The sequence below is a fragment of the Nocardia sp. NPDC005998 genome (genome assembly GCF_040614395.1).
Lineage (GTDB): Bacteria > Actinomycetota > Actinomycetes > Mycobacteriales > Mycobacteriaceae > Nocardia.
Genome location: NZ_JBEXUI010000003.1, coordinates 1 through 26,034 on the forward strand (window position 1 = coordinate 1; position 26,034 = coordinate 26,034).

The window sequence follows — 26,034 nt, forward strand, 5'->3', positions numbered from 1 at the left end:
TAAAAACATAACACTAAAAACATTTTAAATTTTGGTTTTTTTGTTTTTTTTTGGTGTCCTGTTGTTTGGTGTGGTTGGGGGGGCCGCCCCCCCCCCCCGGGGGGGCCCCCGCACCTCTTCACATTGCTTGCCCGCTTCGCTCGGAGGAGCCCGCCAGATGCCCAAGGTCAGTGACGATCACCTCGCCGCCCGGCGTAGTCAGATACTCGACGGGGCGCGGGCCTGTTTCGCCGAATACGGGTACGACGGCGCCACCGTGCGCCGCTTGGAGGAAGCCATCGGCCTGTCCCGTGGCGCGATCTTCCATCACTTCCGGGATAAGGACGCCCTGTTCCTCGCACTGGCACAGGAAGATGCCAATCGCATGGCCGATGTCGCGGCCAATCAGGGCCTAGTGCAGGTCATGCGCGATATGCTGGCCCATCCCGAGCAATTCAATTGGCTCGGAACGCGTTTGGAGATCGCGCGCCGGTTGCGCACCGATCCGGAGTTCCGCGCGGGCTGGTCGCAGCGCTCGGCCGAGCTGACCGCCGCGACCCTCGCCCGGCTCGAACGACGCAAGGCCGCTGGCGCCCTACGCGACGATGTACCCACCGACGTCCTGCTCGGCTATCTGGACCTGGTACTCGACGGGCTCATCGCCCGCATCGCGTCCGGGCACACCAACGAAAACCTTTCCGCGGTACTGGATCTGGTCGAAGCCTCGGTGCGCCGCAAGGACTGAGTCAGCCGCAGCATCCGCCGCGTGGACCGTCCGGCGGCGGCGCGGAATTCACCTGTTCCGCGGCCGTTTCGACCTCGCGCAGGATGCGGTCGCGGTCTTCGGGCGCCAGGTACTGTCCCCGGCACACCACGGCATGGATGCGCCGGGTATTACCGATCGAGACGAGCGGATCACCGTCCAGCACAACGAGATCCGCGAATTTTCCGGGCTCGACGGTGCCGGTGAGGTGTGCCATGCCCAGGCATCGCGCGGCGTCGCGGGTCGCCGCCTGCAATGTCCGCATCGGCGAAAGACCGGCCTGCACCAGCAGTTCCAGCTCCTCGTGCAGCGCGAAACCGGGAAAGACGAACGGGTTGCCCGCATCGGTGCCCGCCACGATGCCGACACCGGCCTCGTACATTGTGGCGAGCAGACGCAGGCGGGCCGCATAGTTCCGCTGTAACACCGCAGTCTGCTCGACCGGCAGTGCTGCGGCCTGGCCCTGCCACATCTGCTGGAAGTAGGCGGGCAGATAGCGCAGTCGCTCGTCATCGGGATCGCCCGGCGGTCGACCGGTCATCAGACGCTGCTGGACCACCAAAGTCGGTGACTGCCAGCAATTGTGCCGGATCATCTGGTCGATCAGGGCCGCCGCTCGTTCGGGGCTGTGCGTTTCCGCGGCGGTCTGCTCGAGTCGAATCCGGTTCGCCCGCCACCCATCCGGATCAGCCTCGATCTCCGCGTACAGTTCGTCCGCGCGCGACGACGTGGACAGCAGCATCCCGTACATATGCTCGATCGTGTACTGACCGAGGTCGACCGCCTCCTGGACCGGGATCAGGTTGGGCACATGTCCGGCAAAGCGCAGCCCGATCTTGTTCGCCTCATCCGCGATGGCCGTGAGGGCTGCACGTGACAGCAGCGAGTAGACCTTGATGAAGTCCGCGCCACCCTGCGCGGCTCGCCGTACCGCGGCTCTGGCCTCGGTACCGGTGGACGCCACCTCGGAGCCCGGCCAGATACCGGGCGGGCCGTCGATGATATTGCTCGCGATCACGATCCGCGGACCGAACGCCTGTCCCAGTTCGATGCGCCTGCGCAGGTCGTGGGTTTGCGGGTCACCCCACATCTCGCGAACCCCGGTGACGCCGTTGACCACATGCAGCGGCGGAAAGAACTGCTCCGCCGACGTCACGTGGGTATGCATATCCCACAGCCCTGGAATCACGAACTTGCCCGTCAGATCCACCAGCCGCACCTGCGGCGGCAACGGCAGGTCCGCGAACCCGCCCGCAGCCACGATCCGGTCCCCCGCGAGCACAATGGTCGTATCCGGGCGCGGCGGCGCGCCGGTCCCGTCGATCAGCGTGGCACCGGACAACACCGAAATCGGCCCGGCCGCAACCGGATCCGCACCAGCGGGCGCACCGCCGACCACACCACTCGCAATAGCCCCGGCAGCCGCGCCGGTCAGCACCGCCAGAAACTCGGCCCGACTGATCTCCCGCACCACGACTCCTCCCTGATACCCGGACCGATGCTACGACACAGCCCGCCGATTGATACGCATGATGCGTTGGCAGGCAAAGCCTTTCGAGCATCGGACCGACACCGAAGGTCTGCCTACTCGACAGTAGCCGATAATTCGGCCGGTTTCGGCGCTCATCGAGCCGAACCTGTCCTCGTCGCCGGCACCTGGTATCGATGCGCACCGGATCAGCGCGGGCACGTGCGACCGATTCCAGGACTGACGGCAGCCGCCGCGCACGACGACACCGGGGACTGCGAATGTCTCGCGAAATGTGGAATCTCGACAATAATCGTCGGCATGGACCTGAACGGAGCACGCGTACTGATCACCGGCGCGACCGGTGGAATCGGGGTCGCGATCGCCGCCGCGGTGGCCGCACGGGGCGCAAGTGTGGTGTTGTCCGGACGCCGAGCCGAGGAACTCGACAAGGTCGCGACCCGGCTCGGCGCACGGGCGGTGGTCGCGGACCTCGCCGTGCCCGGCGGTGCCGAGAAGCTGGTCGAGGACGCCGGTGACCTCGATGTCGTCATAGCCAATGCCGCCCTGCCCGGGTCGGGCGATCTGCTCGACTTTTCGCTGCCGGAGATCGATCGCGCGCTGGAGGTCAATCTGCGCGCCCCGATCGTGCTGGCCCGCCTCGCCGGTGCGCGAATGGCCGAGCGCGGCAAGGGCCACCTGGTGTTCATCAACTCCCTGTCCGGCAAGGCCGCATCCGGTAAGGCGGCGATGTACAACGCGACAAAATTCGGACTCCGCGGCTTCGCCCTGGCATTGCGCGCCGATATGCAAGAGCGCGGCGTCGGCGTCTCGTCGATTTACCCCGGATTCGTCAGGGACGCGGGTATGTTCGCCAGATCCGGCGCGACACTACCACGGGGCGTCGGCACCCGAAGCCCGGAAGACGTCGCCAACGCCGTGGTCCGAGCCATCGAACGGAATATCGCCGAAACGGACGTAGCCCCGCTGCCGGTCCGCCTGGGTGCAAGCTTCGCTCTGATCGCCCCCGATCTCGCGAACCGTGTCCAGGGCCTACTCGGCGCCGACAAGGTCATAACCGAACTAGCCGCCGGTCAACGCGACATGCGCTGAGTCCGACAACAGGATGCGACTCGGCTTCGACGCCGGATATCCCGCCCGCCGCATCGAATGACGAACAACCCGTTCGCTCGCCACATAGCACCGAGCACGCCGCGACACCCGATTCGGGCGCCGCGGCGTTCTTTGCGCGCGGGCAACCCGGCCGCCTGAGATCAGTGGTGGGACAGGCGGCTGAAGACGACACTGGCGCCGGCGAATCCGAGAAGACCGAGGACGACGCACCAGAGGATGGCCAGCGGGGCGTGGTGTCCGGTGCCGGTGGAGTTGAGGAGGCCGCGCACCGTTTCGATGATGGGGGTGGCGGGCTGGTAGTCGGCGAAGCCGCGCAGCCAGTGCGGCATGGTGGTGGTTTGGACGAAGGCGCTGCTGATGTACGGGATGAACATGATGGCGTAGGTGAGGCCGCCCGCGGCTTCCGGGTTCTTGGCGATCAGACCCAGGGCAACCGCGATCCAGGAGATGGCCGTTACGAACAGGGTGATCACCGCGAGGGCCGCCAGCCAGCCGAGTAGACCCGCCTGCGGACGGTAGCCGAGCGCGAGCGCCACCGAAACCGCGATCGTAATGGCCGCGAGATTGCGCAGCACCCCCTCTGCGACATGCCCGGCCAGGACTGCCTGCCGGAACATCGGCAAGGTGCGGAACCGGTCGATACTGCCCCTTGTCATATCGGTCGACACGGCGGTGGCGGTGATCGATGAACCGAAACCCGTGCACAGCAACATGATTCCGGGCACCACGTAGTCCAGGTAGGGGCCACCGACATCGATGGCCCCGCCGAAGACATAGGTGAACAGCAGCATCACCAGAATCGGCATGAGCAGCGAAATGATCAGGGTGTCGCGGCTGCGCAGCGTATGCCGGACGCAGCGCCGGAACATGACGAGGGTGTCGGCGAAGACGTCGATCGTCACCGGGCGGCGGCCTCTACGATGTCCGCGGTGCGCGCGGCGGCGTCCTCGGTACGCAGCGTCTTGGCGAATTCCGCTGCGCGGGTGCGACGTTCGGGCGTCAACAGTGACGCGACCCCCTGCTCGAGCCGCGCCGCAGTGAGCCGGGTGAACGGCAGATGCGCACCGACACCGAGGCGCTCGACCTGCCCACCCCACATCGGCTGCTCGAACGATACCGAGCAGACGAGCGTCGGCAATCCGGCGCGCAGGCTCTCGAACAGCGTCCCGATACCACCGTGATGCACCGCGGCGGCACAGTGTGGAAAGACCAGGTCGTGTGCGAACGGACCGACGACCTTGACGTTCGGTCCCGCCTGCGCATCGGCGATATCCAGATCACTCCACCCGGCGCTCACCAGCGCGCGCACCCCCAGCCGAGCCGACACCTCGGACACCATTGCCAGCACCGCCGCGGTATCCCGGATCGGCATACTGCCGAAACCGAAGAATACCGGCGCCTCGCCTGACTCGATCCAGGACAGGATCCCCGCATGGTCGCCAGCTAATTCGCCGACGGCCTCGCGGGCGGCGTGATCGAGGGTCAGAAATCCGGTGAACGGCCTGCGATCATCCCACTCCTGCGGCAGTCCCGGAACCAGCGCCGGATCGTAGATCTGTACCTCGGGGACATGCGCGCGGGCCAGCACGGCGGCCGTACTCGCCCGCGATTTCGGCAGCCCGAGCGTTGCCCGCAGATCATTGAGGTAGCGCATGAACACCACGCGGCGCAGATTCTCCGCGATCGTCCAGGTCGCCCGATTCACGGCGGCGGGCGGATTCCAGTGCGTCGGCAGCGCACCGGGAAACGGATATGCGCCATTGCTGCGGCACGGGAAGTAATGCAGGCTGACCAGCGGAACGCCCATCGCCTCGGCGACCGAACTGGCCCGATCCTCGGTGACGGTACTAGCCACGATCAGGTCGGCCCCAGCGCAGACATCGATGACCTCGCGATTCATCTGCTGGGCGTAATCGGCCATCTGACGGGCCACCAATTGCATCAGCCGCAGTGTATTTCCGGCCGCGAGTGCCCGCTGGCCGGCATCCGAACTGTAGAGCTGCTGCACATCGGGTCCGCAGGCGACGGCGGCCAGGCCGGTGGCCGTGGCGAATTCGACAAGGTTCGGCGGCGCCCCGAGCAACACGTCGTGGCCGCGGCGGCGCAACTCCAGTCCCAGCGCTACGACCGGCTGGACATCTCCACGAGTTCCGGTGAGCGGAATCGCTATTTTCAAGGCGGCTCTTTCGGGTATTGGGCACCTGACCCGACTCCGAGCGAATAGTCCACAGAACTATGGGCTCTCGACGTGGGGCATGTATCAGTACAGTGCCATTGTGCACATCGCGATGTTCATGGACTACCACCCGACCACGCTGGGCGGGATCCAAACCGCGGTCGACTCGCTGTGCCGCGGACTCGAACGCGCCGGGCACCGCGTCACCCTCTTCGTCGCGCCGCTCTCGGCGGCGCACGCGGACCCTGATGTGGTCGAACTGCGCGCCGTGGGCGGTCTCGAGGTCAACGGTTTCCCGGTCGTGTTGCCGAGCAAGCACAATGCCGCACTGATCGACGCCGCCTTCGCCGCGCGCGGCCCGATCGACCTGGTGCACACCCACACCACCTACGGTGTCGCCATCGCGGGCATGAAGGCGGCCCGGCGACACCGGATTCCGCTGATCCACACCGCCCAGAGTCGCGACGACGCCTTCATCGAGAACACCTCGCCCGCACCGTATCCGGCGGCCCTGGCGCTGCGCGCACTGCACGGCCGGTTCGTACCGCATCGCCAGCACATGCCGCACCGCGCCGAAAGCCGAGCGGCTCGCCATGCCTGGTGGACCATCGTCGGGCAAGCGCAGGCGGCCGATCGGGTGATCGCGCCGACGCAGCACTTCGCTGATCTATTGCTCGCGCACGGTCTGACCCGTCCGATTCGGGTGGTATCCAACGGTGTAGACGATGACCTGATCAAAAACGCCAGCGGCGCAAAGGTTTCCGATCGCGCGCCGGACGCGCCGTTGCGACTCATCTGGTGCGGGCGGTTGTCCGCCGAGAAGCGGCTGCTCGAATCGATCGACGCCGTGCGGCTCGTCGATGACTGCACCCTCGGTATCTACGGTGACGGTGACCTGCGCGCCGCGGCCGAGGCTGCTATCGCCGAACACCGGCTGGCGGACCGAATCCGTGTGCACGGCAGGGTCACTCAGGCCGAATGCCTCGCGGCCATGTCCAACGGCGACGCACTGCTGTTTCCCTCACACGGTTTCGACACCCAGGGCATGGTCCTCTTGGAGGCGGTAGCGGTGGGCCTGCCGATCATCTACTGCGATCCCGATCTGGGCGAATCGGTGCCGACCGGTGGTGGCGTGTGTACCGCCGATCCGTCGGCTGCCGCGATGGCCGATACCATCGCGAAACTCAACGCTGATCGCACCGCATTCGACCACATGCGCGAGGTCCTTGGCGCACACAGCGACTCGGTGCGGCAATCACAGCAGACCGGGACGATGCTCGAAATCTATCGCCGGGCCCGCGAAGAGTCCGCGCGGAGTCCAGAATTGGTCATGCCACAATCTCTTTCAGAGGTCCCGACTGCGCCCGGCGCGCTACCACTGGTGGGACACAGCCTGCGGGCGCTGCGCGATGCGCCCGGATTCGTCACCTCATTGGCCGACCTCGGGCCGATCGTGCGTATCCACTTCGGCCAGAAGACCGGATATCTGCTCACCACACCGGATCTCGTGCGCGAGGTCGGACTTGGCGATGCCGAACTCAATCGCGATGACCTGCGTGAGGCGATCAAGGACGTCGCGGGTGGATCGGTGAACGTCCTGCGCGGCGACGAACACAAACTGCGGCGCCGGATGATCGCGCCCGCGCTGCGGCAGAGCCGCCTCGCCGAATATACGGGGTCGGCGGCCGATATCGCCGAAACCTGGTCGGCGGGACTGCCTTCGGATGGGCGCGTGAATCTGATGGACGAGGCCCATGGCCTGATCCTCGACACTGTCTCTTCGACACTGTTCACGGCCGATTTCAGCGATGACGCACGCCGGGAGATCCGGGACAGTGTGCCGTGGCTGCTCAGTCAGGTCATCCTGCGCACCGCGCTACCGCCGCAGGTGCGCCGCCTGCGGCTCATCGCGAACTGGCGCTGGCGCAGGAAGGCACATCACCTGCGCGCCGCCATCGGCGACGTTATCGCCGAATACCGCCGCCGCGATGAGGATTTCAACGATGTGGTGTCAGCGCTGATCCGACATACCGACAGCGAGACCGGTGCGAAACTGTCCGATGAGCACATTATCGACGAGGCGATTCTCATGCTGGCCGGAGGCGTCGGCTCGATGGCATCGCTGACGGGCTGGCTCTGGCACGAGGTCATGCGCCGCCCACACATCGCCGAGCGGCTGTACGCCGAACTCGACGCTGTGGTCGGATCGGGCCCGGTCCGGCCCGAACATCTCGGCGCACTTCCCTATCTGAAACAGGTTGTGGCGGAGACACTTCGCTTCTGGGGCCCGTGGATCAGCGCGGGCACCGCCGACGGCGATGTCACCATCGGCGGACTGACCATTCCGGACGGTACGGCAATCATGTTCAGCCCCTATCTGGTTCAGCACGACAAGCGGTACTTCACCGATCCGGAATCCTTCGACCCGGACCGCTGGTCGCCCGAGCGCGCCGCCGATATCGATAAGAAGGCCAACCTGTCCTTCGGCGTCGGCCGTCGCCGCTGCCTGGGCGACCATTTCGCCACGATCGAAATCGGCCTGGCCGCCGCGGCCCTGCTGGCCCGCTGGCGGCCGATCCCCGACCCGCACTATGTGGTGCGCGCATCGAATCGGGACTTCGTCCTGTCACCGTCGGCACTGCCGGTCACCCTGCGTCCACGTTGACTACTTGCTTGGAATGCACTCCAGGTGACTACCGTGATCGTATGAGCAAAGTTTGGTTCATCACCGGAGTCTCACGAGGATTCGGCCGCGAATGGGCGCTCGCCGCACTCGAGCGCGGCGACCGGGTAGCCGGTACGGCCCGCGACCTGACCACACTGGACGATCTGGTCGCCAAATATCCGGATACCTTCCTGCCCCTGCGGTTGGATGTCACCGATCGCGCCGACGACTTCGCCGCCGTCCAGCAGGCCGCCGAACGCTTCGGACGGCTCGATATCGTGATCAACAACGCGGGCTACGGCCAGTTCGGCATGATCGAGGAACTCAGCGAGGACGAACTCCGAGCGCAGTTGGAGACCAATGTCTTCGGCGCACTGTGGGTCACCCAGGCGGCACTGCCGATTCTGCGAGCCCAGGGCAGCGGCCACATCATCCAGGTCTCCAGCATCGGCGGCATCTCGGCCTTCCAGAATCTCGGGGCGTACCACGCGTCGAAGTGGGCACTGGAAGGGTTCTCCCAGTCCCTCGCGCAGGAAGTCGCACCGTTCGGCATCCATGTGACGCTGATCGAGCCGGGTGGTTTCGGTACCGACTGGGCGGGTCCGTCCGCGCGCCACGCCACCCCGATTCCGGCCTACGATCCGGCCAGGGCAGCCAGGGCCGCGCAGCGTTCCGCGGTGCGCCAAGGCGATCCGGCCGCCACCAGCGGCGCCATCCTGGCCGTCGTCGACGCACCGGAGCCGCCGCTGCGGATCTTCCTCGGCGAAGTCCCCCTGGCGATCGCGACCGCGGACTACGAATCCCGCCTGGAACTCTGGCGCAAGTGGCAGCCGGTCTCCGCTGCGGCACAGGGGGATTGAGCGGTATCGGAGCGAGTGCGGTGCCGCCGGGGAGAGTCGGGATATTGGTGGATCCCTCCCCGGCGGCGGCACTATCCGAGACCGCGCCCTCGCTGGCAGATGGCGCGGGTACAGGCCGAAAGGGTACGGCCTGGCACCGCCGCGCCATCCGGAAGTCACGGACGCCTCCGTGACCCCTCCATCGAAACCCAATGGCGCGTCAGCGAATTCAGACTCTACGACGCGACCACCCGCCGCATAGCATCCTTGCCGCAAATTAGGGAGTGTGATGCACGCAACTCCACGCAAGAGCGCTGGTGATCACCGGAATCCGCACCGCACTCGGGCAATTGCCGACTTCCGGTACGAAAACCACTCGGCACACGGCGTTCAGTAGGTGGCATTGAGATAGTTGGCGGCATGGGTCGTCCACAGCACATTGGTGCCGGGCATGTTGTGCCCGGAGTAGAGCACGTGCTGACCGTCCGGCCACGGCGTCAGATAGCCGATGACACCATCGACCGCGGCGGCGTACCGGTTGAGATTGGCGATCGGATCGCTCATCAGGAAGCGGAGCAGTTCGGCGAAGATCAGCGGAGTCACATTGCCGATGCGGGCGCCTTCCACGAAGGAAAACGGCGAAATGCCGACATCGATCACGCGCAATGGGGAGTCGCCGGGTGAAGAGGTGATGATGTCACCCGGATTCGCGTACTCCTTGACATCGAGCGCAGGCCAGGCACCGCGTTCACCGTGCAGCCCATAGGTCGATGCCGGGCAGAGATTGCCGACCGACTGACCGCGCTTGCGCAGCGGGTTGGCGATATTTACCGCGAACGCGATCTCGAGCGGCGAGCCGTCGGTGTTCTTGTATTTCCCCGAGCGCACCCCTTCCAGGATCTTGCTCGCGCAGATGCCACCGAGCGAATAGCTCAGCAGCCCACAGACATTCGGCGAGTCCTGAATCGCCTTGACACCGGCGGCGACACCGAGGCGGATGGAGGTGTCCAGCGATGGACCCCACACATCCGGGGTCGGCCCCACCGAGGCGGGCCAGTCCGGTTCGAACGCGGTAAAGCGAGCGGTATCGAGCAGCTTGGTGACATCGTGCAGCATCCCGGCCGGTGTTCCATTGCTGTTCCGCGGCTCGCCCGTGCCGCGGAGGGTAATGATGTCGATCATCGGTAGCCTCCTTGTGTACCGCGCTTCAATGCGATAACTCCAGGTTGAACCGATAACCTCGCTGGCACCCGAGTATCGGGCTACTTCATTTCGCGCCGTGTTCGAGACTGCCGAGCAGTACCCGGACGATGCGGTCCAGATCCTTGCGGTCCTGTGCCGAAAGCACCGACAAGATGCGGGTTTCATTCTCGGTATGCGCGGTGACCACCTTGTCGATCAGCGCGCGACCAGCATCGGTCAAAGCGACCCGGACGGCGCGGCGATCCGCCGCATCGGCGATCCGCCGGACCAACCCCGCCGACTCCAGGCGATCGAGCCGTCCGGTCATTCCGGCACGCGACATCATCAGCGTGTCGGCGAGCACTGACGGATTCAACTCGAACGGCTCCCCCGAACGACGCAGCGCGGCAAGCACATCGAACTCCCCACGCTGCAGTCCGTGCGCGGCGAAGACCGCCTCGATATCCCGCTGCGCGATTACGAACAGTCTGCCGAGCCGTCCGATCACGGCCATCGCCTCCAGTTCGAGGTCCGGCCGCTCCTGACGCCACTGCCCGACGATCGCGTCCACCGGATCCGACTGCATCTCACCCATGGACAAGATTCTATTCGATGGGATATAGTTCGGTAGCGAATTATCAACAAGCGAATCAACTGGAGAACATCATGAACGCCACCACCGACCGCAAGTTCGCCATCCGCCAGCCGCAGGATGCCGAGACCCTGGTGACCCCTTCGGTCACCATGCGCCTGCTCATCGACTCGAACGAGGCGGGCGGCGCGGTCAGCCACCTGGAGGTCAACATGGATCAGGGCGCCGACGGCGCAGCGCCGCACTACCACACCAAGTCGGACGAACTGTTCTATGTCGCCGACGGCGAACTGCAGGTCCTGGCCGGAGACGAGATCGTCACCGTCGCCGCGGGCGGATCGATCGTGGTGCCCAAACTGATGCCGCACGCCTTCGGGGCCACCCCGGACAGCTCGGCCAGGATCCTGATCGCCCTCATGCCCGCCGTCGAACGCTTCGGCTACTTCCGCCTGCTCGACCGTCTCGTCAAGGGCGAGGCCACCTTCGAGGAACTGGCGGCATCCCAGGAGGAGTTCGACAACTGGTTCGTGGACTCGCCGCAGTGGTGGGCCGAGCGCAACGCGAATCGGCGCGGCTGATCACCTGCGGCGGCGATACGGTCGCGATCGAGCGCGAATTCGAGTGGGACGACGCAACGGCCGCATCCGCACCGGCGGATGCACAGCCGCCAATCCCGGGCAATACCGACCGAACGATAACCGTCCGGAAGTAGCTCGGTGATTGCGGGAGCCGGTTTGCCATCTTACCGAAAATCTTTCGGCGCTAGCGCATCCCGAGCCTGAATCCGGTTTGCCAGCGGCGGTGAAATCTCTCGATCCGGACCGTGCGGGACCCCGCGCGCGTTATGATCCAGTTCCCGCTCGGGAGTCCTGGCAAATCGCGAGCAGATCGGAGAGTTCACTATGACCGACGCAATCCACCTCCCCGGTACCGCACCGACGGGTGACCGCGTCCCCGCGTTGCAGGGACTGTTGGTGGCCGAGTCGGAACGAGATTTCACCGTCAGAGTGACCGAAGGAACGTGGACCTTCCGCCGGGACGACGTACTTCGCGTAGTGGACTGGACCGATGGCGCGGCCACCGAGCGCGATGGCCGCCCGGTGCTGATGGATATCCGTCCCGGCGCCACCGCCGATTTCACCCGGCGGCTGCGCATCGACCTCGTCGACCGGCCGATGACTTTGGCCGCGGAACCCTCCGCGGCGCTGGGAGATGAAGCGCTGCAACAACTCACCGCATCCTGGGCCGACCGCCTCCAGCTCGCCGACTACCCGGGCACCAGCGGGGCAACCTTCACCTACTGCCAAACCAAATCGCTCGCGACCAGCGACGACGGCATCAACTGCGACAGTCTCGACTGAGCAGGACTGCGCATGGCGGCGCGCCGGACGGGTTCGGTCCTCATCGTCTCCGAATCCGATGATCTGCACGGCACCGCGATGGCGGCGACGTTGCGAGAACACCACGGGCTCAGCCCGATTCAGCTCGACCTGCGCGACTTCCCGCGCGAATCCGGAAGTTTCCGGCTCGATCGGCACGGCACCGCACGTTCGCTATCGCATGTGATCGGCCTCGATGACGTCCGGTCGGTCTGGTGGCGAAGACCGCATCCGGCACAGGTGCCCGCCGGTGTACGCGCCTCGGATGACGCCTACCGTCAGGCCGAATGCGATGGCTTCATCCAGGGATTGCTGTGGTCGATACCCGCGTACTGGGTCAACGATCCCGGCGCCGATCGGACCGCGAGCCGCAAGATCGTGCAGTTGGAGACCGCACAGCGGGCCGGATTCGCGGTTCCGGAGACGCTGATCACCAATGATCCGGACGAGGCGCGCAGCTTCGTCGAATCACGTTCCGGCCCGGTCGTTTACAAGCGCACCGGCACCGGGCGCGCCGAATTCGCCGAGACCAGAATCATCACCAAGGCCGATTTCGGCCGACTCGCGGGCATCCGCTCCGCGCCGACCACCTTCCAGGACTACGTCGAGGCCACCTGCGATGTGCGGGTGGTGTGGATGGACGGCGTCGAATGGGCGGTCCGGATCGACTCGCAGTCCGGCGTCGGCCGGGTCGACTCGCGGCTGGATACCACCGTCGACTTCGCTCCCGAACATCTGCCCGCGTCGGTCAGCAAGTCGCTGGCCACACTCATGGGAGCACTCGGCCTGAGCTTCGGCGTGCTCGATCTGCGCCTCGGCCGCGACGGCGAGTACTACTTTCTCGAGGTCAACCCACAGGGCCAGTTCGCGTATCTGGAGATCAAGACGGGCCTGCCGATATTCCGCAGCCTCGCCAACCTGCTGGTCAACGGCGACGGCGCGGTGCCGGGCTATTAGCGCGCTCGACTGACCTCGGTGTCGGCGAAATCCATTCGCCGACACCGGGATTCAGATCCGTAACGCTACTGGCTCTTGCGGCGGTTGGCACCGCCGCGGCTGCGGAGCTGCACATGCGACTCCACCAGCACGTTGTGGATGAAACCGTAGGAGCGGCCGGTGGACCGGGCCAGCGATCGAATGCTGGCACCCGCCTCGTACTGCTTCTTCAGCTGGGTTTGCAAACGGTCTCGTGATTTCCCCGTGACGCGTGTGCCCTTACCCAGTGTGGCCTTGACTTGTGTGGGCCTGTCGCTCATGGCTTCCTCCGAGTCGCCGAGCCGCGTCCTTCCAGGCTAAACACTCAGCAAGCTGTGATCAACGGGTCTTTGTGATGAATATCACCGATCACCCGAATTGAGGGAGTGAAAACCTACCGCCCACAACGAAACTCCGTCGAGACAGCCCCGATCAGGCCAGCTGAATCAGCTCCAAATACTCCGCCGACCAGTGGTCTTCCTGGCCGTCCGGCAGCAAGATCACCCGTTCCGGGGACAGCGCCTCGGCCGCGCCCGGATCGTGGGTGACCAGCACGACGGCACCCGCATAGGTACGTAGCGCGTCGAGCACCTGCTCGCGCGAGATCGGGTCGAGGTTATTGGTCGGCTCGTCGAGCAGCAGCACATTGGCGGCCGAGGAGACCAGTCCGGCCAGCGCGAGCCGGGTCTTCTCACCGCCGGAGAGGGTGCCAGCGGGCTGTTCCAGCTGGGGTCCGGAGAACATGAACGCGCCGAGCAGCCCGCGCAGCTCCTGTTCACCGGCGTCCGGTGCCGCGTGACGGATGTTCTCCCACACCGTGGCCTGGTCGTCCAGGGTGTCGTGCTCCTGCGCGAAGTAGCCGACTTTGAGCCCGTGACCTGGGACGAGACCGCCCGCCGTCGGCGTCTCCACCCCGGCGAGCAGGCGCAGCAGCGTGGTCTTGCCCGCACCATTGAGGCCGAGCACCACAACCCGGCTGCCGCGGTCGATGGCCAGATCGACGCCGGTGAAGATCTCCAGCGAGCCGTAGACCTTGGTCAGGTTCTCCGCCATCAGCGGCGTCTTGCCGCAGGCGGCGGGTTCGGGGAATTTGATCCGCGCGACCTTGTCGGCGACCCGGACGTCATCGAGTTCGGCCATCAAGCGGTCCGCGCGCTTGGCCATGTTCTGTGCCGCCGTGGCCTTGGTGGCCTTGGCGCCGAGCTTGGCCGCCTGCACGCGCAGGGCGCTGGCCTTCTTCTCCGCATTGGCGCGTTCCCGGCGGCGGCGCTGTTCATCGGTGGCGCGCGCGTCCAGATACTTCTGCCAACCCATGTTGTAGACGTCGGCCTCCCCGCGCACCGCGTCCAGGAACCACACCTTGTTCACCACATCGCCGAGCAGTTCGACATCGTGGCTGATCACGATCAGACCGCCATCGTGGTTCTGCAGGAAGCCGCGCAGCCAGGTGATGGAGTCGGCGTCGAGGTGGTTGGTCGGCTCGTCGAGCAGCAGGATGGTGTCCGAGCGCCCCCCGCTGCCGTCGGAGGCGGCAAACAGGATGCGCGCCAACTCGATTCGGCGACGCTGACCACCGGACAGCGTCCGCAGCGCCTGGCCTAGTACCCGATCGGGCAGGCCGAGGCTATTGCAGATGCGCGCCGCCTCGCTCTCGGCCACATAGCCGCCGAGCGCTGAGAAGCGCTCCTCCAGCCGACCGTATTTGCGCACCGCCTTCTCGCGTTCGGCATCATCGACCACCTCGGCCATCAGCGCCTGCTGCTTCTCCATATCGCGCAGCAGGGTGTCCAGGCCGCGGGCGGAGAGCACGCGATCGCGGGCGAGCACGTTCAGATCGCCCTCGCGCGGATCCTGCGGGAGATAGCCGATGTCGCTGGAGCGCAGAATCTTTCCGGCGTAGGGCTCGCCCTCCCCCGCCAGAATGCGCAACGTGGTGGTCTTGCCCGCGCCATTGCGCCCGACCAGTCCGATCCGGTCTCCGGCCTGCACCCGCAGCGCGGGCCCTGGGGCCGACAGCAGGGTGCGGACTCCGGCCCGGACCTCCAGGTCCGTCGCGGTGATCACAGACTTCTCCTACGGGGTACGTGGTGCGGTCAGTTGCTCGATTGTGCGACGTGTACACGCACAAGAACCACCGATTTTACCCGGCTCCAGAGGTGCTGCTGACACCCGCCGATCCAGGTGTGACCGCACTAACTCCGCGGCTCGGTGCTATACCGCCATAGCGGCCATGCTCGACGCGATGCTGTTGGCATTCGCGACGCGCTTGCCGCGTGCCTCACCGGAGCTGCGTTCGTAGTACTGATCGAACGCCGCCGCGGCGGCAGCGGCCGAGGTCGCCGACGTGAGATGGCCGTACGCGCCCGACTCGCTGCCCTTCAGCTCGTGGATCATGAAATCGACTTGGAGACTCCAGTCGGTGACAGACCGGTGCTGGGGGTCGCTGGCGGCGAAAGCCTCGAGAGCGTGTCGTCGCCCGCCTTCCCACTGGCACAGACCGATGGCGCCCTCGGCGGGGTTGTAGGCACCGGTATCGAAACCCGATTCGACCTGCATATTGCCCAAGATGCCCGCCGCTTGCTCCGGTGTGAAGCCCTTCTTGCGCAGGTACTGATAGATCTCGCTGGCCTTTGCCTGCTGACCGCCGCTGATGGGTTCGGCAGCGGCGTAATTGCCGAGACCTGCTGGTCCGGTACCGCTGCGGCGGTTGCCACCGCTGCCGGTGTAAGTCGGAAAGCTGTTGCCGCTCCCGATCGAATTCGGGGCACTACCGCTGTGGTCCGACTCCGGGTCGGTGACCTTTCCGGCGTGGTCGTCCAACGCGTTGTATGCGTCCGAGACTGCCTGCGCCGTTTTACCGAACTTCTCACTGATCTTGTCGATGGCGGCAATCTGCAACTCGATGCTGCGCGGCAGCGCCACGTCGGTCAGATTCGGCACACCGGCCATAATGTCCTTGATGTCGCCCACCAGTTTCGTGACCTCCTCGGTCACGGTGTTGGACACATCGGCCGATTTCGCCGCGATCTGGGCGATGTTGCTGTCCAGCGAGTTCAGATCGTCTTTATATTTCGTATCGTCACTCTGTTTGGCATGGTATTTCGTGACGAGATCGCCTGCCTTCAGCTGCGACTCCCCCAGGCCACTCAGACCATCGACCGTAATCGACTTCGCCGAACCGTCACCCACCGGCTTTACCAACTTCGCCAACGCCGCCTCTATGTGGCTGGCGAAGGCGTTGAGAATAGGTGCATCCGGGCGCGACGGCAGCGATGTGTCGACAGCCATATCTCACCTTCCGTCGATACCTCTCCGGCAGCTTAATCGCAGCTAGGCGCCTTGCTCTGACCGTCGGGCCCCCACCTGTGGGAACAGTCGCGCCGGGTCGATATCGCACAAACCCGACCGGCTCCGCTCGGCGGATTTCAACAGCGGTAGCGTGCCATCACATGACGACCGATCTGTTGGGCAAGAGCGCACTCGTTACCGGAGCCAGCCGTGGCATCGGTAAGGCCGTCGCGGCGGAATTATTGCGCCGTGGGGCCAATGTGGTGATCACCGCGCGTAAGCCGGAGCCGCTCGAGGAGACGGCCGCCGAGCTGCGGGCGCTCGGCCATCGGGGCGAGGTCAGCGCGCTGGCGGGCAATTCGGGTGATGCCGATAGCCGGGCTGCGGCGGTGGGCCGGGTGGTCTCGGAATTCGGCTCGCTGGACATCCTGATCAACAACACCGGCATCAATCCGGTCTACGGCTCGCTGATGGACGCCGATCTGGAGGCGGTGCGCAAGATCTTCGACGTCAATGTGGTCGCCGCACTCGGCTACGTGCAGGAGGCGTACAAGGCCTGGATGGGCGAGCACGGCGGCGCGGTGGTCAATGTGGCCAGCGTCGCTGGTCTGCGCTCGACCGGTGTGATCGCGGCGTACGGTGCGTCCAAGGCCGCGCTGATCCGGCTCACCGATGAATTGGCCTGGCAGTTGGGTCCGAACATCCGGGTGAACGCGGTTGCGCCGGGTGTTGTGAAGACCAAGTTCGCCGACGCGCTGTACTCGGCCGACGAGGAGCAGGCGGCGAGTGTGTATCCGATGAAGCGGCTCGGCACGCCGGAGGATGTTGCGCGGCTGATCGGATTCCTGGCCTCGGATGAGGCTGCATGGATCACCGGAGAGACGATCCGCGTCGACGGTGGGTTGCTCTCGACCGGTGGAATCTGAGTCGCATCAGGACAATCCACCATCGACCGATGGAACCTGATACGACCGCGGGCAATCCGATATCAACTCTCCACTGAGACCGATGGCCGCGCGGCGAATACCGTGCGGCCATCAGCGTTCTCGTGGTTTACACCCGCGTGGGCTGGCGCAGATCGTCCGGGTCGGGCAGTGCCGTCGGCACGGACGGTCCCTCGTCGAATCCGAAACGCTCGTGCAGCTTTTCGAGCGGACCCGGCGCCCACCAGTTCCAGTCGCCGAGCAATTTCATGACCGCGGGCAGCAGGAAGCCGCGCACCAGGGTTGCGTCCACCAGCACCGCCAGCGGCAGACCGATACCGAAGGACTTCATGAAGGTGATGTCGGAGGCCAGGAATCCAAGGAACACCAGGGAGATCAGGACCGCGGCGGCGGTGACGATCCGGCCGATCTTCTCCAGTCCGTGTGCGACGGCGGAATCGTTCTTGCCGGTGCGTTCGTATTCTTCGAGGATCCGTGACAGCAGGAACACCTGGTAGTCCATGGCCAGACCGAACGCGACACCGAAGAGCATGACCGGCACCGTCGGCGGCAGATCGCCGGTCACGGTGAAATCGAGCAGGCCCGACAGGTGGCCGTCCTGGAAGATCCAGACCAGCGCGCCGAAGGTCGCGGTGAGGCTGAGCGCGCTGAGCACGATCGCCACCAGCGGCAGCACCACACTGCCGGTCAGCAGGAACAGCACGATCACCATAATGATCACGACGTAGGCCAGGGCCACCGGCAGCGCCGAGGTCACCGCGTCGAGTGAATCGGCGCTGGCAGCCGCGGTACCGCCGACCAAACGCTGCGACGGTGCGGGCACCGCGCGCAGATCCTTCGCGACCCGGTCCAGCAGACCCGGATCGCTGGTATCCGGTGTCACCGAGAGGTATGCGGCATCCTTGGTCTCGAAATGCGCGTGCTGTGCCGTGCCCGCGACGAGCTGACCGCCGTGCGCGTAGCTACCGGTGGCGGCGTCGACGCGACGCACATTCTCGACCTCGGAGAGTTTGCGTGCATAGGCATCGAGCCCGGCCTTGCCGTCGGGCAGCACCACGAACAGCCCATTGGTCTCTGTCGCCGTGAAATCGCGCTGGATTATCTCGGTGACCTGCCGGTTGTTCATCGACTCCGGCAGGGCCCGCTGATCCGGGAAGCCGAGCTTCACCCCGAGGAACGGGGTACCGAGCAGCAGTAGGAAGGCCGCGACCGCCAGACCGATGGGCATCGGCTTGCGCATGACGAAGACCGCGAGCCGGTGCCAGAAGCCCTCGCCCGGCGCGGGCCGCTGCGGACGGAAGAACCAGCCGAGCTGGCCACGATCGATGCGGCTGCCGAGCAGCAGCAGAATCGCGGGCAGCACCGTCAGCGAGACTGTCGCGGCGATGACAGCGACCGCCAGACCCGCGTAACCCATGGAACGCACCGCCAGCAGCGGGAAGAACAGCAGACCCGACAGCGCCACCGCGACGGTGATGGCCGAGAAGGCCACGGTGCGTCCGGCCGAACGCATGGTTGCGGCCACGGCCGGTCCGGTCGGCGCACCGGCGGCCAGTTCATCGCGATAGCGGCTGATGATCAGCAAGCTGTAATCGATCGCCAGGCCGAGGCCGAGCAGCGTGGCGACATTGGTCGCGGTCGCGGCGAGATCGGTCACCAGTGTGATGAGCCAGAGCGCACCCATGGTGATCATCACCGTCACCGCGGCAACGACCAGCGGCAGGCTGGCCGCCACCAAACCGCCGAACACGAACAGCAGCGCCACCAGCGTGATCGGGAAGGCGATGGATTCGCCGAGGGCGGCGTCCTTCTCGCTCTGTTTCACGGTCTCGTGCAACAGCATCGCGTAGCCGCCGACCCGTACCTCGACCTGGCCGTGGGTGCCGCCGTAGCGATCGGCGAGCCCGCCGACCTTCTGGTCGACTTCGCCCTCTTCACCGAGGATGCTGGCGACGATCAGGCCGGATTTGCCGTCGTCGCTGCGCAGGGCGGGTGATTTATCCATCCAGTAGGACATGACACCCGCGACGCCCGGTTCGTCTTTGAGCTTCAGCGCCAATTTGACCGCGGCGGTGGCGGCGTCCGGATCGTCTACGGAGGTGCCGCTGTGCACCAGCAGCACCAGGTTCGGCGGCGCCTGACCGAACGTATCGCGCAAAATCTCGGTGGCCCGGCTGGCTTCGCCACCGGGATCGCTGTAGCCGCCACCCTGTACCTTGTCGAACAACGTCGAGCTGAGCATCCCCATTGCCAGCGCGAGCACGACGAAGACGCCGAGTATCCACTTGCTTCCCCGCGTAGCGACTGCTTGCAGGTCGCTCGAAAAGGTCAGCTTGGTCAGTTCGAACACCGCCACACCCTCATCACTCGTTAAGCCGCGCCGCGTTCGCTCCCTGACGAATCCGCGACGTGCCCGGATTGCACCTGCCTGGCCACCACCCGCATCGGCAGATGCTTCGGGTGCACCAGGGCGCCGATCACCGTCTCTTGCACCGCGATACCGGGCATCGGGCGCAGGCGCCAGCGCCCGCAAATCGTAGCAACCTGTAGCGCAACCTCGGTGAGCGAGAACACATTTCCCGGACACTGCCGGGTGCCCATGCCAAAGGGCAGGTAGGCGCCCTTTGGCCGGGACTCCATGGCCGCGGGCAGCCAGCGGTCCGGGTCGAACCGGTCCGGATCCGGGAACACCGCCGGATCCCGGTGCACCGCAACCGGACACACCAGCAGCATGGACCCCTTGGGCAGCGCCCGGCCGCCGAGTTCATAGTTCGCCGGCACGTCGCGCACGGTGAGCCAGGGCGAGTACACGCGCAGCGTCTCCATGACGATCCGCTTGGTCAGATCGAGCTGGGCGAGATCGGCGAATTCGGCAGGGCGACCGCCGAGCACGGCGTCGATCTCCGCGTGGAAAGCGGCCTCCAGCTCGGGATTTCGGCCCAGTTCGTGGAAGACCCAGGACAGCGTCATACCGGTGGCTTCGGTGCCGCCGACCAGGAAGTTGATCAGCTCATCGTGCACCTGGGCGTCGGTGAGCGCGACGCCGTCCTCATCGCGGGCCTTGATCAGGGTGTCGAGCAGATCGCCATGGTCGAGGGTCGGATCGGCGGCGAGATCGGCTCGATAGGCCGCGATGATCTTGCTGGTGGCCGACTTCATCCCGGCGACAAGACCTTCGAAACGACGATTGCTCGGCAGCGGCAGCCGGTCGATCCAGGCCGGGCGGGTGACCCGGCGGGCGAGCAACGTCATCACCGGCGTGAGCATCTCGTGGATTTCGGCGCCGGTCTCCGCGCCGAGGTCCCCGGAGAACAGCGCTCCCGCGACGGTGCGCAGCGCGAGGTCGTGCATCTCGGTATTGACGACGACCATTTGGCCATCGCGCCAGGCATCGGCCTGCTCGGCACCGAGGCGGGTCATCACGGTGGCGTACTGCGCGATGCGGCCGCGCGCGAAGGCCGGGGCGATCATTCGGCGTTCCCGCTTGTGCTGTGGACCGGACAGCACGGTGACGCCAGCGCCGAGCAGCGCCTCGGCCCGATCGATCATCGAACCCTGATCGGAGAGACCGACGAAGGCCTCGCGGATCAGATCCGGTTCGGTGACCACGTAGGTGTCGTAACCGGGAATCTTTACCCGCACCACGGGGCCGAGCTCCGAGAGCGTCTGCAGGAAGCGGTAGGGCCTGCGGGCCAGGCGGTGCGAATGTCCGATGAGGGGTAGGGCGCCCGGTGCGGTCGGCACCTCGACGGTGTGGGTCGGGCGGCTGGTCAGCCGGGTGGTCATCATGCGAGCCTCCTAGGCGTGGATCGACTTCCGCTCCGGGGCGGCGCGGCGGCCGTAAGTCATCCGCGGGCGATCACGGCATCGACGCCACCGACCTGTTCGACCCAGTCGATGTAGGCGGCCAGCCCGTCGGCCAGCGATACCGTCGGCGCGTAGCCGAAATCCCGTGCGGCGGCGCTGGTGTCGTAGGTGTTGGATACGGTCAGTGCCGCGGTGGTCCAGCTCGACAGCGGCGGCGCGTAGCGTTCCTTGATCGCTGGCACCCGCCAGATCGTGTCGAAAACCGCTATGGCCGCGTCGAATACCGGTTTCGGAATGGTCCGGGTCGGTGGCGTCAGATCCAGGGCGACGGCAAGGTCCTTGACGAACTTCCACAGGTCGACATCCTCGGGATCGGCGAGGAAGTAGGCACTGCCCGCGACCTGATCCGAGCGCGCCGCCTGCAGGCAGGCCCGGGCGGCGTGTTCGCAATAGGTGATCGACACCATCACGCTCTTGCCACCGGAGAGGTCGGGCAGTTTGCCGGACTTCAGTTTGCGCAGCAGCAGCGTCATCCAGCCCGATGAGCGCGGCCCCCAGATCATCCGCGGCCGCAGTGCGCAGGTGACGAAATCGGGGGTGTTGCTGGCCAGGACGAGCTGTTCGGCGGCGGCCTTGGTCGCCACGTACAGGCTCTTCGGATCGGTCACATACGGCTCGGACTCGTCGATGTCGAAGCGGTCGGTGTCATAGGAGGTCGCGACCGAGGGACTGCTGACGAAGACGAACCGGCCGACACCGGCCTCCCGCGCGGCCCACATCAGCCGCCGGGTGCCTTCGACATTGGCCTCCCAGAACTGGGCCCGGCTGCCGACCTCAGCGACCAGTCCGGCGCTGTGGTAGACCACATCGACGTCCTTACAGGCGGTGACCAGCGATTCGTAGTCGCCGAGATCGCCTGCCACCGTTTCGAGTCCGGGCACCGTCGACAGGTATCCGAGATCGCTCGACGGCCGGACGACCGCGCGCACCTCATCGCCCGCGGCGACCGCGCCGTCGACGATATGGCTGCCCAGGAATCCGGTTGCCCCGGTGACCAATGCCTTCATGGCCGCATACCCTTTCCGGCCCATTCGGCCAATTCCTCGCGCCCGATCTTGGCGTTGTGCCGGATATCGACCGGGAATCCGGGATGGGCGCGAAATACCTTGATGGACCTGGTGACTTCGCGTTCACGCGCGATGGACCACAGTTCCCGCTGCACCCGCGGGATCTGCGAGGTGGCGACGCCGGAGCGCAATTCGAAGCACAGCACCGGGATCTGCGCGCCCGGCTCGCCGACTCCGACGAGTGCGGTGCGGTGCACATCCGGATGGGTGTTGAAGATCTGCTCGCACTGGACGGTGAACAGATCACCGGCGGCCGCGCGGACCCGCTGGGCCGCGCGGCCGCAGAACCACAGTCGTCCGGAATCGTCCTGCCAGGCCAGATCCCCGACGCGGTGCCAGCGGCGCACGGTGCCGTCCGGGCGGATCTCATCGATCTTGTTGCGAGCATCGGCGGTCGGGTTGCGATGGTATGCGGTGCTGACCTGAGCACCGGTGGCGACGATTTCGCCGATCCGGCCCTGCGGCAGCACCAGATCGTCGTGCCAGGTCGGGATTTCGTCGTCGGAGATGGCGATGATGCGAACCCGAGTGTCACTGTCCGATTCCGCGATCGGGCGTCCGACACAGGTGCCACCGCCCGCGGCGGTCTGCTTGCGGGTTTCGTCGAGCTCGGACCATTCGAGGGTGGTCAGCGGCAGCGCCTCGGTCGCGCCATAGGTGGTGAAGACCTGTGCGGTCTCGCCGAGCGCGGCCCGAACGTGGGCCAGTGCGTCCAGATTCGCGGGCGCGCCCATGGAGATCACCCGGACCAGGCTCGGCAGTGCGGTGCCGGTCCGCGTCAGATATTCCCCGAGCGGCCCGAGCAATGCGGGCGATGCTGTGACATCGGTGGCATCGAAAGACCGCACCACATCGGCGAGCAATGCCGGATCCGCCTTCGACACCCGCACCGGATCCACCGGTCCGAGCACCACATGCGCGCCCTGCAGCAGATCGAAGATGCCGAACAGCGGTACCGAGGTCAGCGAGACGAAACCCGTTGGGCGGCTGTGCAATCGCTCGATCACCCGCAGCGAGGCGGCGAATCCTGCTCTGCTGAACTCGACGCCCTTCGCCGGTCCGGTGCTGCCGGTGGTGAAGGCGATCATCAGCAGATCGTCGGGTGCGTGGGCGAGCCGGGATGCGACCGCGCCGGGCGTCTGCCGCATGGCGAGCAGCGTATGCCCGCCCCAGTATGAACGTCCCGCGGTCACGTGCACCCGCACCGAACGGAAGGTTCGCCGCGCCGCGAGCCGCACCAGATGTGCCAGCGGGATCCCGATGAACGCCGACGCGCCGACGCTGCGGAAGCAGTGCAGCATGCGGCGCACACCCATGCCCGGATCCACCACCACGGGCACGGCGCCGACCCGGAACAGCGCGAAGATCACCGCGAACAGATCGGGATCGGGCTTGACCATGACAATGGTCTTGACGCCCTTGGTGATCCCGATCCGTTCGAACGCCGCCGCATACGCCTCGACCCGCGCGCCGAGTTCGGCGAAGGTCAGCACCGCGAATCCGAGATCCGCCGCGCGCCCGGCACGTTCGGGGCGGGCGACCGTCGGATAGCTGATGGCGGGCAGATCGGCGCGCTGCCGGATCTGGTGATCCAGCAGCGCGCTCAGATCGGCAAGCTCCTGGCTCACCCCGCACCACCGGCGGGGACGGTGTAGCTCACGCATCCGGCGATCGGACCGGATCCCGCGGCCACCAAAAGCAATTCGTCACCGGCCGACAGCTCACCGGTTTCCAACAGTTGGTGATAGCCGATGATCAGACCCGAACTGCCCGCGTCCAAATCGCCGGTCGCGGCCTGATGTATTCGGGCGAAACCGAATTCGCCCGCCAGGGTGGCCGCGAAGTCGGGCACCGGGTTATTGGTGACCAGCACGCGCCGCGCCGCCGGCCGCTCGGCGAGGTAGGAGCGGACCGCGGCAAAGGCCGCGCCGGTGACCAGTTCGGCGTAGTCGTCGGCGACATCGACGGTGATCGAGCGCTGTCCGTCGTTGCCCATCGCCTTCAGATCGAGGTATCCGGCGACACCGGGATGGGTGCCGACCGCGCGCGGCAGCGGCGCCGGGATGTGCACCCGATCGAAACCGGTGCCCGCATCGATACCCTTGGTCACCAGCAGCGCCGCACCGACCGCGGCATAGCGGAAGTCGGCAGGTGCGTGCCCGGCGCCGCCCGGATGGGCGTCACTGGCGACGATCAGCACCCGCTCGACCGTGCCGTTCTGCAGCAGCGCGCCCGCGGCCTGCAGTGCGTTGAGCACACCGCAGGACCCGTTGCGCAGATCGAGCGAGAACCCCGCCCGTGCGGAGCCGACCTGGTAGTCCAGGTGCATCCCCAGTTCCTTCTGGATCAACGCCGCATTGGACGGCTCGACGATATTGCTGTCGCGGTAGACGCCCACATTGATCAGCACGTCGATATCGTTGGGCGCCACGCCCGCCCCCGAGAGGCACTCCTCGCCCGCCCGCACCGCGTGATCAATGGAACCGAGGGTCGGGTCGGCGCTGACCGCGGACCGGCGAACAATAAACGTCATTTCATCCCACCAATGCACTGATAGTTGCCGACAAGACGCCGAAGACCATTCCGGAAGCGGTCGGTACGAAACAGATCTTCGCGCCCTTCGGGATCTCGCCACGGGAAATATAGTCGTGCAGTACCAGGAAATGCGTGCTTGCCCCGGTGTTGCCGTATTTCTCGACGGTCGCCAGGCGTGGCGGCATTTCGGTGCCGTGAATCTTGCTACCGGACTCGGCGAGCTTCTCGGTGAATCCGACACCGAGCTGATGGAACACGATGAAGTCGAACTTCTCGTCGGCGAATGTGGTGCCACGTTTTGCGAGAATATCGCTGTGGAATTTCGCCCAGGTTTCACGGCGCGGCGCGGCCTGCATGGTGAGATTGTCGGTCAACATGATCATGTTCTCGCTGGCATCGCTCGGTTTGGCGATGCATAACGGCGAGTACTCGGCGCAGGTGGTCAGATCGACATAGTGCAGCACATCGTCTTCGTCGACCGCCGGGTCGAGAATGACCGCCACCGCCGCGTCCGCGAGGGTGAGCGCAGCGAACTGCCGATCGCGCACATCGATCGCCTCGGCGAGCGCACCCTCGGTCACCGGCGAGATCACCTCGGGCGTGACCACCATGCCGTTGCGCACGACACCGGCACGAATCATGTTGTCGAGCAGATAGATTCCGGTCATGGTGCCGCCACAGGCATTCGCCACGTCATAGCCGGAGGCATTGACCGCACCGACGCGCCGGGCGATCTCCTGCGCTGCCGACGGTTCGAAGACCATGTGGAAGCCGTCGTGCACGGTAGTGCCGCCGCAGATGATGATGTCCAGTTCGGTTGCGTCCAGACCGGATTTGGCCAGTGCATCCCGCGCGGCCCTGACACCCAGGGTCAGGGTGTCCTCGAAGGTGCGGTCCACCATATAGCGGTGCGTGATGCCGGTAATTCGCTCGACGTCGAAATCGCCGCCGCTCGTCATCCGACCGAGTACTTCGGAGGTGGTGTATTCGCCAGCCGGAAGGGCGGCTCCAAGGGCGCGTAATCGGGAAGAATTCACCGTAGCGGTCCTTTCGACAGAGACAGGCAGCACGAACTACCCATTTGGCGTGACAATGGCCTCGGGCAGGGGTGCAGGAATCCGTTCCACAGAATTGGGGAACAGCGAGCGACGAAATCCACATTGATTTCGGCAATCACGTCC

General features: G+C 65.9%; 22 protein-coding genes. 8 read left to right on the plus strand and 14 right to left on the minus strand.

Annotated elements, in window-relative coordinates:
- Window positions 1-157 precede the first annotated feature (157 nt).
- Entirely contained in the window at window positions 158-724 is a 567-nt protein-coding gene (locus ABZ293_RS06410; RefSeq protein WP_354958395.1) for a helix-turn-helix domain-containing protein, read from the plus strand.
- A gap of 1 nt (window position 725) precedes the next feature.
- Here the strand turns inward: ABZ293_RS06410 and ABZ293_RS06415 are convergent, their stop codons facing one another.
- Window positions 726-2,213 (minus strand): amidohydrolase family protein, encoded by a 1,488-nt coding sequence (locus ABZ293_RS06415; RefSeq protein ID WP_355177907.1) that lies wholly within the window; start codon window positions 2,211-2,213, stop codon window positions 726-728.
- Between the two features lie 318 nt (window positions 2,214-2,531).
- Between ABZ293_RS06415 and ABZ293_RS06420 the strand changes: the two genes are divergently transcribed.
- Window positions 2,532-3,323: an SDR family NAD(P)-dependent oxidoreductase gene (locus tag ABZ293_RS06420; protein ID WP_355177909.1), complete on the plus strand. Its 792-nt coding sequence runs from the start codon at window positions 2,532-2,534 to the stop codon at window positions 3,321-3,323.
- A gap of 161 nt (window positions 3,324-3,484) precedes the next feature.
- Here the strand turns inward: ABZ293_RS06420 and ABZ293_RS06425 are convergent, their stop codons facing one another.
- Window positions 3,485-4,246 carry an ABC transporter permease gene (locus tag ABZ293_RS06425; protein WP_355177911.1) on the minus strand — a complete coding sequence of 254 codons (762 nt, stop codon included), beginning with the start codon at window positions 4,244-4,246 and terminating at the stop codon, window positions 3,485-3,487.
- Window positions 4,243-5,520: a glycosyltransferase gene (locus ABZ293_RS06430; RefSeq protein ID WP_355177913.1), complete on the minus strand. Its 1,278-nt coding sequence runs from the start codon at window positions 5,518-5,520 to the stop codon at window positions 4,243-4,245. The genes ABZ293_RS06425 and ABZ293_RS06430 overlap by 4 nt, the downstream gene beginning before the upstream one ends.
- 79 nt (window positions 5,521-5,599) lie before the next feature.
- Here ABZ293_RS06430 and ABZ293_RS06435 point away from each other — a divergent pair, with 79 nt between their 5' ends.
- Window positions 5,600-8,185, plus strand: coding sequence for a cytochrome P450 (locus tag ABZ293_RS06435; RefSeq protein ID WP_355177915.1), 2,586 nt, complete (start codon window positions 5,600-5,602; stop codon window positions 8,183-8,185).
- Window positions 8,186-8,226: 41 nt separating this feature from the next.
- A complete protein-coding gene (locus ABZ293_RS06440) occupies window positions 8,227-9,045 on the plus strand; it encodes an SDR family oxidoreductase (RefSeq protein WP_355177917.1) in 819 nt (272 codons plus the stop codon).
- 369 nt (window positions 9,046-9,414) lie between these two features.
- On the opposite strand, the gene ABZ293_RS06445 is transcribed toward ABZ293_RS06440, so the two are convergent.
- Complete coding sequence (locus tag ABZ293_RS06445; protein WP_355177919.1) at window positions 9,415-10,206, minus strand: hypothetical protein; 792 nt, start codon at window positions 10,204-10,206, stop codon at window positions 9,415-9,417.
- 85 nt (window positions 10,207-10,291) lie between these two features.
- A complete protein-coding gene (locus tag ABZ293_RS06450; RefSeq protein WP_355177921.1) occupies window positions 10,292-10,801 on the minus strand; it encodes a MarR family transcriptional regulator in 510 nt (169 codons plus the stop codon).
- 149 nt (window positions 10,802-10,950) lie between these two features.
- Here ABZ293_RS06450 and ABZ293_RS06455 point away from each other — a divergent pair, with 149 nt between their 5' ends.
- The 3 genes from ABZ293_RS06455 (at window position 10,951) to ABZ293_RS06465 (ending at window position 13,134) form a co-directional block, all read left to right on the plus strand.
- A complete protein-coding gene (locus ABZ293_RS06455; RefSeq protein WP_354958440.1) occupies window positions 10,951-11,376 on the plus strand; it encodes a cupin domain-containing protein in 426 nt (141 codons plus the stop codon).
- 324 nt (window positions 11,377-11,700) lie between these two features.
- A complete protein-coding gene (locus ABZ293_RS06460; RefSeq protein WP_354958404.1) occupies window positions 11,701-12,159 on the plus strand; it encodes a hypothetical protein in 459 nt (152 codons plus the stop codon).
- Between the two features lie 12 nt (window positions 12,160-12,171).
- Complete coding sequence (locus tag ABZ293_RS06465) at window positions 12,172-13,134, plus strand: hypothetical protein (protein WP_355177923.1); 963 nt, start codon at window positions 12,172-12,174, stop codon at window positions 13,132-13,134.
- Between the two features lie 65 nt (window positions 13,135-13,199).
- Here ABZ293_RS06465 and ABZ293_RS06470 read toward each other — a convergent pair whose 3' ends face one another.
- From ABZ293_RS06470 to ABZ293_RS06480, 3 genes are all read right to left on the minus strand, one after another.
- Window positions 13,200-13,433 (minus strand): helix-turn-helix domain-containing protein, encoded by a 234-nt coding sequence (locus ABZ293_RS06470; protein WP_063043281.1) that lies wholly within the window; start codon window positions 13,431-13,433, stop codon window positions 13,200-13,202.
- A 151-nt stretch (window positions 13,434-13,584) separates the two neighbouring features.
- Window positions 13,585-15,216 (minus strand): ABC-F family ATP-binding cassette domain-containing protein, encoded by a 1,632-nt coding sequence (locus tag ABZ293_RS06475; RefSeq protein ID WP_355177926.1) that lies wholly within the window; start codon window positions 15,214-15,216, stop codon window positions 13,585-13,587.
- 147 nt (window positions 15,217-15,363) lie between these two features.
- Window positions 15,364-16,440 (minus strand): phage tail tip lysozyme, encoded by a 1,077-nt coding sequence (locus ABZ293_RS06480; RefSeq protein WP_355177928.1) that lies wholly within the window; start codon window positions 16,438-16,440, stop codon window positions 15,364-15,366.
- A 161-nt stretch (window positions 16,441-16,601) separates the two neighbouring features.
- On the opposite strand from ABZ293_RS06480, the gene ABZ293_RS06485 reads away from it, so the two are divergent.
- The gene (locus ABZ293_RS06485) at window positions 16,602-17,366 is read left to right on the plus strand and encodes an SDR family oxidoreductase (RefSeq protein WP_355177930.1); all 765 of its coding nucleotides are present in this window, start codon (window positions 16,602-16,604) and stop codon (window positions 17,364-17,366) included.
- 127 nt (window positions 17,367-17,493) lie between these two features.
- On the opposite strand, the gene ABZ293_RS06490 is transcribed toward ABZ293_RS06485, so the two are convergent.
- The 6 genes from ABZ293_RS06490 to ABZ293_RS06515 are packed head-to-tail and all read right to left on the minus strand — an operon-like array spanning window position 17,494 to window position 25,890.
- Window positions 17,494-19,740, minus strand: a complete 2,247-nt coding sequence (locus tag ABZ293_RS06490; protein WP_355178508.1) for an MMPL family transporter — start codon at window positions 19,738-19,740, stop codon at window positions 17,494-17,496.
- A gap of 14 nt (window positions 19,741-19,754) precedes the next feature.
- Window positions 19,755-21,173, minus strand: a complete 1,419-nt coding sequence (locus tag ABZ293_RS06495; protein WP_355177932.1) for a cytochrome P450 — start codon at window positions 21,171-21,173, stop codon at window positions 19,755-19,757.
- 56 nt (window positions 21,174-21,229) lie between these two features.
- The gene (locus tag ABZ293_RS06500; protein ID WP_355177934.1) at window positions 21,230-22,282 is read right to left on the minus strand and encodes an NAD-dependent epimerase/dehydratase family protein; all 1,053 of its coding nucleotides are present in this window, start codon (window positions 22,280-22,282) and stop codon (window positions 21,230-21,232) included.
- Window positions 22,255-23,946 (minus strand): fatty acid CoA ligase family protein, encoded by a 1,692-nt coding sequence (locus ABZ293_RS06505; RefSeq protein WP_355177936.1) that lies wholly within the window; start codon window positions 23,944-23,946, stop codon window positions 22,255-22,257. The genes ABZ293_RS06500 and ABZ293_RS06505 overlap by 28 nt, the downstream gene beginning before the upstream one ends.
- Entirely contained in the window at window positions 23,943-24,851 is a 909-nt protein-coding gene (locus tag ABZ293_RS06510) for a hypothetical protein (RefSeq protein ID WP_355177938.1), read from the minus strand. The genes ABZ293_RS06505 and ABZ293_RS06510 overlap by 4 nt, the downstream gene beginning before the upstream one ends.
- A gap of 1 nt (window position 24,852) precedes the next feature.
- Complete coding sequence (locus tag ABZ293_RS06515) at window positions 24,853-25,890, minus strand: 3-oxoacyl-[acyl-carrier-protein] synthase III C-terminal domain-containing protein (RefSeq protein WP_355177940.1); 1,038 nt, start codon at window positions 25,888-25,890, stop codon at window positions 24,853-24,855.
- Window positions 25,891-26,034 lie beyond the last annotated feature (144 nt).

What these genes read in the sequence shown, in the direction of transcription:
- ABZ293_RS06410 (WP_354958395.1), top strand. Translation starts at nt 158, where the DNA reads ATGCCCAAGGTCAGTGACGATCACCTCGCCGCCCGGCGTAGTCAGATA.
- ABZ293_RS06420 (WP_355177909.1), top strand. Translation starts at nt 2,532, where the DNA reads ATGGACCTGAACGGAGCACGCGTACTGATCACCGGCGCGACCGGTGGA.
- ABZ293_RS06435 (WP_355177915.1), top strand. Translation starts at nt 5,600, where the DNA reads ATGTATCAGTACAGTGCCATTGTGCACATCGCGATGTTCATGGACTAC.
- ABZ293_RS06440 (WP_355177917.1), top strand. Translation starts at nt 8,227, where the DNA reads ATGAGCAAAGTTTGGTTCATCACCGGAGTCTCACGAGGATTCGGCCGC.
- ABZ293_RS06445 (WP_355177919.1), bottom strand. Translation starts at nt 10,206, where the DNA reads ATGATCGACATCATTACCCTCCGCGGCACGGGCGAGCCGCGGAACAGC.
- ABZ293_RS06450 (WP_355177921.1), bottom strand. Translation starts at nt 10,801, where the DNA reads ATGGGTGAGATGCAGTCGGATCCGGTGGACGCGATCGTCGGGCAGTGG.
- ABZ293_RS06455 (WP_354958440.1), top strand. Translation starts at nt 10,951, where the DNA reads ATGCGCCTGCTCATCGACTCGAACGAGGCGGGCGGCGCGGTCAGCCAC.
- ABZ293_RS06460 (WP_354958404.1), top strand. Translation starts at nt 11,701, where the DNA reads ATGACCGACGCAATCCACCTCCCCGGTACCGCACCGACGGGTGACCGC.
- ABZ293_RS06465 (WP_355177923.1), top strand. Translation starts at nt 12,172, where the DNA reads ATGGCGGCGCGCCGGACGGGTTCGGTCCTCATCGTCTCCGAATCCGAT.
- ABZ293_RS06470 (WP_063043281.1), bottom strand. Translation starts at nt 13,433, where the DNA reads ATGAGCGACAGGCCCACACAAGTCAAGGCCACACTGGGTAAGGGCACA.
- ABZ293_RS06480 (WP_355177928.1), bottom strand. Translation starts at nt 16,440, where the DNA reads ATGGCTGTCGACACATCGCTGCCGTCGCGCCCGGATGCACCTATTCTC.
- ABZ293_RS06485 (WP_355177930.1), top strand. Translation starts at nt 16,602, where the DNA reads ATGACGACCGATCTGTTGGGCAAGAGCGCACTCGTTACCGGAGCCAGC.
- ABZ293_RS06495 (WP_355177932.1), bottom strand. Translation starts at nt 21,173, where the DNA reads ATGATGACCACCCGGCTGACCAGCCGCCCGACCCACACCGTCGAGGTG.
- ABZ293_RS06500 (WP_355177934.1), bottom strand. Translation starts at nt 22,282, where the DNA reads ATGGGCCGGAAAGGGTATGCGGCCATGAAGGCATTGGTCACCGGGGCA.
- ABZ293_RS06510 (WP_355177938.1), bottom strand. Translation starts at nt 24,851, where the DNA reads ATGACGTTTATTGTTCGCCGGTCCGCGGTCAGCGCCGACCCGACCCTC.